Annotated in this window: 8 protein-coding genes and 1 pseudogene; 2 read left to right on the top strand and 7 right to left on the bottom strand. The window is 38.8% G+C overall.

What is annotated here, in order from left to right; all coding sequences use genetic code 11:
- From VNZ46_RS21200 to VNZ46_RS21180, 5 genes and pseudogenes are all read right to left on the bottom strand, one after another.
- On the bottom strand, nt 1–3,076 hold a 3,076-nt coding region (locus VNZ46_RS21200; RefSeq protein WP_325562349.1), incomplete at its 3' end, for a TonB-dependent receptor.
- Nucleotides 3,077–3,351: 275 nt separating this feature from the next.
- Nucleotides 3,352–4,110 carry a glucose 1-dehydrogenase gene (locus tag VNZ46_RS21195; protein WP_325562348.1) on the bottom strand — a complete coding sequence of 253 codons (759 nt, stop codon included), beginning with the start codon at nt 4,108–4,110 and terminating at the stop codon, nt 3,352–3,354.
- A 66-nt stretch (nt 4,111–4,176) separates the two neighbouring features.
- Nucleotides 4,177–5,184, bottom strand: a complete 1,008-nt coding sequence (locus VNZ46_RS21190) for an alpha/beta hydrolase (RefSeq protein ID WP_325562346.1) — start codon at nt 5,182–5,184, stop codon at nt 4,177–4,179.
- 46 nt (nt 5,185–5,230) lie between these two features.
- Nucleotides 5,231–5,719: a nuclear transport factor 2 family protein gene (locus VNZ46_RS21185; RefSeq protein ID WP_325562345.1), complete on the bottom strand. Its 489-nt coding sequence runs from the start codon at nt 5,717–5,719 to the stop codon at nt 5,231–5,233.
- Nucleotides 5,720–5,739: 20 nt separating this feature from the next.
- A pseudogene (locus tag VNZ46_RS21180) lies at nt 5,740–6,354 on the bottom strand (NADPH-dependent F420 reductase); the annotation flags it as partial.
- Nucleotides 6,355–6,596: 242 nt separating this feature from the next.
- Here VNZ46_RS21180 and VNZ46_RS21175 point away from each other — a divergent pair.
- Nucleotides 6,597–8,534 carry a sigma 54-interacting transcriptional regulator gene (locus VNZ46_RS21175; protein WP_325562343.1) on the top strand — a complete coding sequence of 646 codons (1,938 nt, stop codon included), beginning with the start codon at nt 6,597–6,599 and terminating at the stop codon, nt 8,532–8,534.
- A gap of 135 nt (nt 8,535–8,669) precedes the next feature.
- Here VNZ46_RS21175 and VNZ46_RS21170 read toward each other — a convergent pair whose 3' ends face one another.
- Nucleotides 8,670–9,326 carry a hydrolase gene (locus VNZ46_RS21170; protein WP_325562341.1) on the bottom strand — a complete coding sequence of 219 codons (657 nt, stop codon included), beginning with the start codon at nt 9,324–9,326 and terminating at the stop codon, nt 8,670–8,672.
- 206 nt (nt 9,327–9,532) lie between these two features.
- Nucleotides 9,533–9,820 carry a GNAT family N-acetyltransferase gene (locus tag VNZ46_RS21165; protein ID WP_325562339.1) on the bottom strand — a complete coding sequence of 96 codons (288 nt, stop codon included), beginning with the start codon at nt 9,818–9,820 and terminating at the stop codon, nt 9,533–9,535.
- 217 nt (nt 9,821–10,037) lie between these two features.
- Between VNZ46_RS21165 and VNZ46_RS21160 the strand changes: the two genes are divergently transcribed.
- Nucleotides 10,038–11,032 (top strand): TolC family protein (locus VNZ46_RS21160; protein WP_325562337.1); only part of this gene is annotated, 995 nt, incomplete at its 3' end.

The raw sequence follows: 11,032 nt of genomic DNA, 5'->3' as shown, positions 1-11,032 counted from the left end.
GATAATTGGTAAAATCACGACCAGGTGTAAGCACGCTTGATCCGTTGGTGCTTGCTTCTGGATTGGCACCACTATATTTGGTAAAGGTGGCCAGATTTTGTACGCTCGTGTACAATCTTAATCCTTTAATCACCTTTGAATTGGTAATAAATTTTTGTTTGAAGTTATAACCTAGTGTGATGTTCTGGATGCGCATATAACTTGCATCTTCCACCCAACCGCTATTTACATCGCGGTAAATTACTCTCGCCCCATTGGTTGTAGGCGTAAAACCGTCGCCTGGATTTTCAGGAGATCTCCACCGGTTCAATATCTTTCGGTCTACATTGAATACACCATCAATATTGGTTAAGAACTCGTTTGCTGTTTTAAGGATCTGCCCGCCCTGAGAACCGACAAGAATGACGTTCAGATCGAAATTTTTATAGCCAAAAGTATTGGTAATTCCGTAAGTAAAATCGGGATACGGGTTACCAATTACAGCAAAATCTTTTACAGCCTCAATGATGCCATTACCGTCTACATCTTTGTATTTAATAGATCCTACTACTGAGGTGCTGCTTTTAGGTGAACGGTCCAGGTCTGCCTGATCTCTATAAATACCTTCTACTACATAGCCAAAGAACTGACCTAATGGTTTTCCAACTTCCGTTTTATGGGTGTAATTGCCTTCACCACTTCTTCCGCTGTAAATTGGATCGTTTTTATCGTTCAATGCAAGTACAATGTTCCGGTTGATGTTGATATTAAAATTGGTGTTCCAGGTAAATTCACCCTCCAGGTTTTTAGTAACTACGCCGAATTCAAATCCGCGGTTTCTGATTTTACCTCCATTGATCTTTGCTGAAGAATAACCTGAAGAGAAAGGGATTTGATTGTCGTATAACATACCGGTGGTGATCCGGTTATAAAAGTCAAAGGTAAAATTAACACGGTTCTTTAAGACAGCCAGGTCCATTCCCAGGTCTAGTTCATCAGAATTTTCCCAGGTCAGATCGCGGTTACTGATCGATGTAGAAACTCTTCCATTGGCTTGCTGACCACCAAAAGCATAGTTCGCACCGGATATGATAGATGAATATTGATAGTTACCAATGTTGAAATTTCCTGCACGACCATAACTTGCTCTTAATTTAAGGTCACTGATCCATTTTACATTTTTCAGGAATTCTTCTTGTGATGCCCGCCACGCGAAAGCTGCAGAAGGGAAAGTTCCATAACGTACATTGGCTCCAAAACGTGAAGACCCATCTGTACGGATAGTAGCGGTTAGTAAATATTTGTCTTTAAAGGTATAATTAACTCTGGCCAGATAGGATAAAAGAGACCATTTTTCTATTCCCGCTCCCTGACCATTCAGCAGAGATGCAGCGTTGATGGTTTCAATCAAGTTATCGGGATAGTTAGTGGCATTGAAGTTATAACCCTCATAACGCTCCTGTTGTGCGGTGTAGCCGATCATCGCATTAATCCGATGATCTTTTCCCAATTGCTTGTCGTAATTTACAATCAGTTCAGACAACCAGTTCACTGTATTGGTATTGGCTGTACTGGAATTAGGGGTGGAAAGGTTTGGATTTTGGTTTCCGGTTTCTCCAATAACAAATGAAGGACTGAATGCAAAAGAGCTGTTTTGCGAGTAATCTAAATTATAACTGTACTTTGCTTTTAAGCCCTCAATGATCTCATATTCTGCTGATGCCGTGGCCAGGCCTCTGAAATACTTTGCTTTCGTGCCCGCAAATTCAAGCGTATTTAGAGGATTACCCGCACCTATGGCACCGGGAGAATTGATAAAGACTGTTCTGTTGCCATTAGCGTCTGTAATTGGAACGATAGGGCTTAACCAGAGGGTTCTGGTCAGCACATCCCGGGAACCAGTTTCATAAGAGCCTCTGTTTTGTGTGCCACCTGAAGGCGCAAGATTAAAACTTAAGGTTAGTTTTTTACCCAATTTGGATTCCAGATTGGCTTTTACCGTATATCTTTTGTAATCCGTGTACTTAACAGTCCCTTCTTGTTCCAGGCGCCCAAGCGATACGGAGTAGAGTGTATTTTCTGATCCGCCGCGGATGTTTGCATCCACATTGTTTTGCAGGGCTGTACGTAACACAGCATCATACCAGTTGGTACCTTCGCCATATTGGGCGGGGTTTCTGAATTGAACAGGAATATCCGCATCTGTGGCCACCTTTCCTTGTGAAGCCAATTGGTCTACGATAATATCCTTTCTGAATTGCGCGTATTCAGTTCCGTTTAAGACCTTCGGACGTCCTTTCTGTGGAACCTGCTGCATACCTCCATAAATATTCAGACTTACAACCGGTGCGCCACTTTTGCCTTTTTTGGTTGTAATGATAACGACTCCGTTTGAACCTCTTGAGCCGTAAATAGCTGTTGAGGAGGCATCTTTTAATACAGTAACGGATTCTATATCGTCTGGACTAATGAAATTAAGTGGGTTGTAATCCTGACCATTAGTATTGGCAATAGCAAAGCCATCCACAACAAAAAGTGGATTATCCCCTGCACCAATAGAACCGGAACCTCTAATCTTAATACTTGGACCGCCACCTGGAGCCCCTGTTGGCGAGCTGATCTGAACACCAGGAATTTGCCCCACTAATTTTTGATCTATAGAACTGACCGGAAGGTCTTTGATCTGGGCAGCAGATACGGTTCCTACGGAGCCAGTCAGATCTTTCTTTTGACGGTTTCCATAACCAATAACAACTACCTCATCAAGATCTCCACTCTGAGCACTTAAGGATACATTGATTGGATCTGCACTGGTTATAGTCACTTCTTTAGAATTGTAGCCGATATAGCTGAATATCAAAATTGCACCTTTCGCTGCTTCCAAACTAAAGGTTCCGTTTTGACCGGTCACTGTTCCTGTCTGGGTATTTTTGATTTTTACGGAAACGCCTGGTAATGCTCCTCCGTCTGCAGGATCTGTTACTTTACCATTAATTCTAAAATTTTGGGCATAGATGAATGTGCTGAATAGACACATACAACATAAGAGCCCTAGCCTTCTAACTGAAAGAAGGTTTATTATTTTCCTTTTGCTCATCTTGTTTAGTTTTGGTTAGTTAATCGTTTTATTTGGTTTAAAATGGATGGTAAGATGGCCCTAATCTCGGAGATACAATTGAGGCTGGCAACCTGCACTATCCTGCATGAGGGCGAATAACATTCATCAATAATTAATATCGTTGATTCAATCAAGAGACTTAGAGAATGAAATGACCGGAGGAAACTGGTAAACTGTTAAACAGAAGGAGAGCAAACTAAAAAAAGGACCATTATAAAATGGTTTAATTTAAATAGGAGTTGCATATTTTTTGTTTAAAATGCGGTATTTCCACCATCGATAATCATTTCCGACCCTGTAGTGAATGTGGATTCGTCAGATGCCAGATATAATACACCGTAAGCAATCTCATTAAGCGTTCCCCCTCTACTCATTGGCGTTCCCCCAACGGCCATAGCTTCGAAATCTTTGGCTCCTGACATATTTTGAGTCATTGGAGTGACTACATAACCAGGATGAACAGAATTTACACGTATATTGTCTTTAGCCAATTCTACAGCAGCTCCTTTGGTGAAGAGCCTGGAGCCTCCTTTAGACGCTGTATATGCTGTACCTCCCGCCGAGCCTGTTATTCCTCCAATGGAGGATATATTAATAATGGATCCACTGCCATTTTTTCGCATAAAAGGAACAACAACTTTTACACCTATAAATTGCCCAAGCAGATTTACAGCAATAACTTTATTAAACTCTGTTACTGTCCTTTCTTCAAGTGGCGCTAAGAGGTTCCCCGTGATTCCTGCGTTATTAACAAGAATATCAATTTTTTGATACAAGGAAATTGTTTTTTTTATTACATCGTTCCAGCTTTCCTCTGAGCTTACATCATGAACCACATAATCAGCGGTTCCACCAGCGGCTCTTATTTCCTTTACCACTTCCTTTAACTTTTCTTCCTGAACATCAGTAATAATTACTTTTGCTCCTTCTAAAGCAAATAAAAATGCTTCGGCTGCCCCCATTCCTCCGGCGGCGCCTGTAATGATTGCTACTTTGTTTTCTAATCTTTTCATGATTTTTATATAGTTATTGTTAATCATCTGAATGGTTTAAATCATCATTAAAAGCCCGAGATACGGCTAAACTGCAAAAGCCATTTTCAGCGCATTGATACGTTTAGAGAGAAAAGAGATTGTCATTGGCCCATCTGGCAGATGCCAGTCAAAACCATGAACTGCACCTGCATAAAAATGTATTTCGGTTGAAACTCCAGCTTCCATTAAGTGCAGTGCATATTCCAGGTCTTCATCTCTAAATAGATCTAATGAGCCAACACTTATAAATGCCGGCGGCAAACCGCTTAAATTGTTCTCACGGGAGGCAGCTCCAAATTCAGGCACATATGTCCTTCCATGTTTAGAGCCCAGATAAGCTTCCCAGCCAAATAAATTATAGGATCTGTCCCATAGACCTAGATTAGTGATTTGGAAACTGGAATTCGTTAGGTTCCGGTCATCCAGCATGGGATAGGTTAATGATTGATGAACCAGCTTCAGGTCCCCTTTTCTTTTTATCATAATGGCGAGTGCCGCAGCCAATCCACCACCGGCACTTGCACCCCCCAAGGCTATCCTATTTAAATCAATACCCAATCTCGCATGGTGATTTACTACCCACATTAGCCCATTATAGCAGTCATTAAGCGGGGTTGGAAATGGATGTTCGGGAGCCAGACGGTAATCTACCGAAACAACAGTTGCCCCAGTTTCAACAACAATTTGCTTCATTTGAATATCATCCTGTTCGGGGCTACCGCCCATTAAACCTCCTCCATGCATCCAATAAAAACAAGGGTTATCAGTCCGTTTATTTTTTAACTGATAAATTCTGAGCCGGATCCTGGTTTCATTTGCCTCGATAAATTGGTCCTCTATCTTTACGTCCTCATCAAAGGGACTTTTCACGGACGCAACTTGCAATCCGAGCGCTGCCACACCATCCCTCCATGTTTTTATTTCAGGGAACTCAGGTGAAGGCTTAATATCCATTTTTTCTAAGGCCGCTTTGATTCCAGGATCCATTTTGAGATCGAAGTTTAAGGAAGACAGCAGCCCCTTTCCTTTTGGAATTACCGATTTATCTTTCATTAGTTGATCTATTAAATGATAAAAAACTGGATTTTAATCGGGTCTGTTAATTGTACATTGATGAGGGGTCTATTCCTTCCGGAACTGCCTGGATAATATCCCAGTGCTCCGCAACTTTGCCATTTTCTACGCGAAAAATATCCATTGACATTTTTCCACGGTCTTGAGGTGTATCCTGGGTATAACATTGGATCCAAACCAGATTGCCTTCTGCGGCAATACGTTTTATAAACACCTTAAAATCAGGAAATTTATTAAAAAGATGTTCTTTAATTGCTTTTAAACTTGCCTCTGCCCCACTTCCCGCACCTGGATGATGATTGATAAAGTTTGGGGTCATCATTGTTCTGGATTTTTCTACGTCCTTATCATTATAAAAGGTGTAGAAATATTTTTCCACTATTTTCTTATTAATAGCTTCTTGTTTTAGATCCCTTTTTTTTTGTGCAGTTGCCATAAATGTAAGAATAGTAAGTGCCATTGTTAATGCCGAATTGACCAATAATTTGTTCATCTGTTTATGATTTGTCTTCATTTTAACTATGGTTAACTGATTTACGGCAATTTGATGAGATTTAGCGTCGCAACAGCTCCTTTAGCTTGCTGAAGCTTACTCCCTGTTGCCAAATCACCAAGATCAATTGTTGCAAACCCCAGAGTTTGAATAACTTCTAGAACTTCGTTTTTCGCGGAAATGTCGTCTCCCGAAACGAATAAAACACGATTACCATTTCCAACATGTGGATCGGCCTCAAGAATCTTAAAGTAAAGGGTATTAAATGCTTTTACAATGCGTGCTCCGGATAGTAGCTCAGCGGTTACTTCACTTGAGGCTTTACCTTTTAAATCCTCAACTTCAAAATCCGGATAATAAGTAATGAAATGATTCGTCGCATCAATGACAATTTTTTTATTCCAATCTGTTAGGTTGGTTAAACCCGGTACCTGTGACCATGGCAATGCCAGTATTACTATATCTGCCTTTGAAGCATCTTCAGTAGTCCCCGCTTTGGCACCTTTTCCCAAGGCATTGACGATTTCAGTTAAAGATTCGGGTCCACTGTTGTTACTTAATACAACATCATAACCAGCTTTAACCAGATGAGCTGCAACTGTTCCTCCTATATTTCCAGCTCCAATAATTCCAAATGTCTTTTTCATAATAACCTTTTTAGATTTTGATTTATGATGTAAATTTAATTCACCTTATCACCGCTACTGTTGATGTTTAATAAGAAATAATCTTGATAAATATCAAATGAGCAGTTTATTTTTAGAAGAAGTATTGTAAAGGAGAGCCGGTACATAAATGGTAATTTAAAGCGGCTACCAAAAAATCAGTTAGCTGCTATAAATAGCAAATAATTATTGATAAACTTGTATAGGTATTGGAAGCAAAACCTTAAAAATTCATGAAAGAAAAAATACTGATTGTTGAGGATGAGCTTATTATTGCAAATCACCTGGCGCTAATACTCAAAGGTGAGGGCTATCATGTATGCGGTATCGCCAGATCAATGCAACAAGCATTAGATCTGATTGAGCTCCAAAAGCCCCAATTGGTATTACTCGACATTTTCTTAAAAGGATCCTTGACAGGGATTGATCTTGCAAAGATATTAAATGAAAAAAACATCGCATTTGTTTACCTTTCTGCAAATTCGAATCAGAGTGTTTTAGAGGCGGCAAAGCTAACAAAACCCTACGGTTTCATGATTAAGCCCTTTCGGGAAGAAGAAGTGCTCATTGCTTTGGATATTGCTCGTTACCGTCATCAAAACAGCCTTGAAGCTGATTTGAGAAGAGAAATTGAATTGCAAGATCAGTTCTCCAAAATCGTATCTTCAAATCTTTCCTGTGAAAAAAAACTTCTTGTCATTACCTCCGCAATTCAACCCTACATTCCTTTTGATCTTATTACAATGGGAAGTGTTAATCCGGATCAGGAAACATTATGGTGTGGTTTTTTCAGGACCGGGTTCAACGAATATCAGACCATTTTTACAGAAGATCTCTTAACAATTACCGGATTAAAATCTGAATATCTCAAGAAAATTCGGATGGAGAGTCCTGTTGAAATCAGACCATCTTTCTTAAATTGTGAAGAATTTGATTCTAGTATATCCAAATATCCCATGCATAAATTATATGCGACTACTTTTAATGTAAAATCAAATTTAATATTTCCCCTACTGGTTGATCATAAAGCCCCCTTTGTTCTATCATTCTTCAGCAAAGCTAAAACCGTTTATGATGGCAAAATGATTAAATTTCTTGGCCGTATCCAACAATCATTATCCGAAACCCTGCTACAAATTGTTAATGCCTCCAAATTAGAGCAAAAGCAAAATAACAGGAACAATAAGACAAACATAACAACCTCCTTAAACTCCGACAGGCAGGACATTACCTTTCCAGGTATAATTGGAAAAAGCCAGCCTCTGTTATTGGTTCTTGATTATGTTAAACAAGTCGCAGGTGTTGATACTTCAGTCTTAATCCTTGGAGAAACCGGTACTGGAAAGGAAAAGATTGCTCAACATATCCATAACCTCTCTGCTCGCCAAAATAATCCATTAATAAAGGTTAATTGTGCTTCATTGCCTCTTAATTTAATTGAATCTGAACTTTTTGGTCACGAGAAAGGTTCATTCACCGGTGCTTCGGCCAAACGAATAGGAAGATTTGAACAAGCAGATGGCGGAACCATATTTTTAGATGAAATTGGCGAAGTCCCGTTGGAAGTTCAGGTCAAGCTCTTACGGGTATTGCAGGAAAAAGAAATTGAGCGGATTGGAAGCCAGGAGACAATCAAGATCGATGTGCGTATCATTACCGCAACAAATAAATGTCTTGAAAAAGAAGTTGCAGAGGGTAGATTTAGAATGGACCTTTATTATCGGTTAAATGTTTTCCCAATTTTACTTCCACCATTAAGAAAACGCATTGAAGATATTCCTCTTTTAACCGATCATTTTATTGATGTTTATGCCAGGAAATGCAATAAAAACATCAAGGGTATTTTACCATCGGCAATGGAGCAATTAATGAGGTATCATTGGCCCGGAAATGTTAGAGAATTAGAAAACAGTATAGAACGCAGTGTTGTTCTTACAGAACAAGGTATGATTAATACCGTATTCATTCAGAGTCCGCATTTATCTCAGATTACTATTAACGATAATAACGCTGTTAAAACAATCGAAGAGGTAGAAAAAGAGCACATTCTGATTGTACTTCATAAATGTAATCAAAAAGTTTATGGCCCGGGAGGCGCCGCTGAAATGTTGAACCTTCCTCCGACAACACTCACCTCTAAAATGAAAAAATTAGGGATCTCAAAGGATTAGTTTTTATTGTTCGGCAATGACTTCGTTATATTGTAAACAGATAAAATAGCCTTTATACCTTGTTTACCTATTTTATAGTTCCTAAAATAGGTAAACAAGGTATAAAGGCTTAATTTATTGATATTTATTTACCGTTTATGCTTCAACCGGTGTAGCCAGCAACTGAAATTCCCAGTTTAAGCTTGTTCCCACGTTACCCATGTGATCCACCAACATCTCACCTAAAGCGGAAACAGTTTCTGTACGTGCCCAATCACGTTGTAACTCCGAGGCGAAGACAGTCCATGTGATAGGAACTGCACCAGCTTGCACCATTCTCATCACCGCCATTTCGTGTGCTTCAAGACTTACTCCCCCAGAGGCGTCTGTTACAATATAAACTTCATATCCTTCACCAAGAGCCTGAATAGTAGGCATAGCAAGACATATTTCGGTCCACAGTGCAGCCATCACAATTTTCTTCTTTCCTGTCGCTTTAACCCAGTCAACAATACGGGAATCCTCCCAGGTATTGATAAAAGTACGATCAATAGGTTTTTGATCTGGAAATACATCTTGTAGTTGCTTGATCAGCAGGCCACCACGTTTTTCAAGAACTGTTGTGAAAAGTGTAGGCACATTAAATGCTTTGGCTGATTTTGTCAATCCAACAACATTATTGATGATGGTTTGCGTGTCATGACTTCTTAGTCCCGCAAATTGAAAGGGTTGGTGATCAATCAATATTAATGCGCAGTTGTCAGGTGTTAGTAAAGCACCAAGTCCGGATTTTGTGTTTCCTTTAGTTTCCATCGTTTTTGTTTTTAATTAGGATATTTATTTTGTTTTAATTTTTCATTTTGATTGTGAGTATGTGCCTTACTTGCAAAAAAATTAGCCATCTGGCACTTTACAAATGTGCTTTTAGTGGCTTTGTTCACAGATGATTTATGTTAACAAATAGTATTGATTAATGTCAATTGACAGAATTGATTCGTCTTTCCAGTGATTCGCAAGCTTCAATGATTGAAAAAAAGGGTATCTGCCAGATCTGAATTTTTGTTAAAGACACTTTTCGCAAAAGGACATAGTGGTAAAATTTTTATTTTCTTCTCTCTCGCATACCGTACAGCATCCAGCACCAAAAGTTTACCAATCCCTCTACCTGAGAACTTCGGCTCAACTTCAGTATGATCAATAATAATTTTTAGACCGGCCCATAAATAAGTCATCCTGCCAATTTCAACTTCATTTTCAACAGCGATAAAATATCCGCCTCTACTATTATTTTCTTGCTCTATTTTCATGTATGTAATTTGAGTTAATCAACATCACGAAGTTCAGGGTGATCAATTAAGATTGAAATGATATTAGTTAAGAAAAGCAATTGACAATAGTCAATTGAAAAACGTAGCATTTGTCAAGATTTAGCCCTGTTATTTTATCCAATTTTGAGTTGATCTCGATTCGGGTCAACTGATCTTAACCGCTTATAAGAAATGGGATTGAAATAAAACCACAACAATGAAAAACTTCTTTTCTTTTAGATTTTTACCATTGCTTTTCCTTTTTACACCAAAGGCATTGGCTCAACAGACAGAGGCTCCTAAAGTGGTCCTTTTATCGTTAAAGGAGGCAATTGAAATTGGTAAATCAAACAATGCAGCTGTACAAATTGCATCAATAGCAAGACTTGTTGCAGACGAAGATGTTAAGGATTCGAAAAATATGGCTATGCCTAATGTGAATACTAATGGAACCTATCAGAGATTTAGCAAATTAACCCTTTTTGAAGATGGTCTTGGAGGTGCGAAATCTGTGAACAGACAACCCAGTCCGAATGGAGTTTTACTCGGAATGGATCTCTCTTTCAATATCTATTCAGGAGGACATACCAAAGCGATAATTAAGGAGCAGAAAATCAAAAGGATCATCTCAGAAATTAATCTGGAAGACAGGCAGGGAAATGCAGCCTTATTGGTATGCGAACTTTACATGGCTCTTGTTGAACAGTATAGCTTAAGGAAACTCACAGATGACCAAATTGAAAGAGCCGAAACAAGATTAAAAACCATCAACACTCTTTATAAAAATCAACGCGTTACAAAAAGTGATGTGCTTCGGGCCGAACTTATGCTTTCCAATATACTGTTAGCAAGACAAGAAAATGTGAATAACATAACTATACTTAATAACAAGCTTAATATTGCATTGAACCTAAACGAAAAATCATATATATCGCCAACTGATTCGGCCAATATGATAAAACCAGATTTAATTGATGTGAATAAAATAGCCTATAACGGTGAAACCAATTCCTATCAGTTAAAATTAGCAAAAGCAGATATAGAAACTCAAATTGCAAAGAAAGAAGAAGTGCACAGTGCCTACATGCCCGTCTTATCTTTTATTTCTGCCTATAATTTTACTTATCCAAATTATTTGTTTTTTCCACCTGTTGATCAGTTATATTCTATTGGGTATATAGGCTTAAAGGTTTCCTATAACCTCTCTTCTAT

The organism is Pedobacter sp. (assembly GCF_035566355.1).
Lineage (GTDB): Bacteria > Bacteroidota > Bacteroidia > Sphingobacteriales > Sphingobacteriaceae > Pedobacter.
The sequence above is the reverse complement of the archived record's forward strand: the minus strand, read 5'-3'. Positions and strand labels throughout refer to the sequence as shown.

What these genes read in the sequence shown, in the direction of transcription:
- VNZ46_RS21195 (WP_325562348.1), bottom strand. Translation starts at nt 4,110, where the DNA reads ATGAAAAGATTAGAAAACAAAGTAGCAATCATTACAGGCGCCGCCGGA.
- VNZ46_RS21190 (WP_325562346.1), bottom strand. Translation starts at nt 5,184, where the DNA reads ATGAAAGATAAATCGGTAATTCCAAAAGGAAAGGGGCTGCTGTCTTCC.
- VNZ46_RS21175 (WP_325562343.1), top strand. Translation starts at nt 6,597, where the DNA reads ATGAAAGAAAAAATACTGATTGTTGAGGATGAGCTTATTATTGCAAAT.
- VNZ46_RS21165 (WP_325562339.1), bottom strand. Translation starts at nt 9,820, where the DNA reads ATGAAAATAGAGCAAGAAAATAATAGTAGAGGCGGATATTTTATCGCT.
- VNZ46_RS21170 (WP_325562341.1), bottom strand. Translation starts at nt 9,326, where the DNA reads ATGGAAACTAAAGGAAACACAAAATCCGGACTTGGTGCTTTACTAACA.
- VNZ46_RS21185 (WP_325562345.1), bottom strand. Translation starts at nt 5,719, where the DNA reads ATGAAGACAAATCATAAACAGATGAACAAATTATTGGTCAATTCGGCA.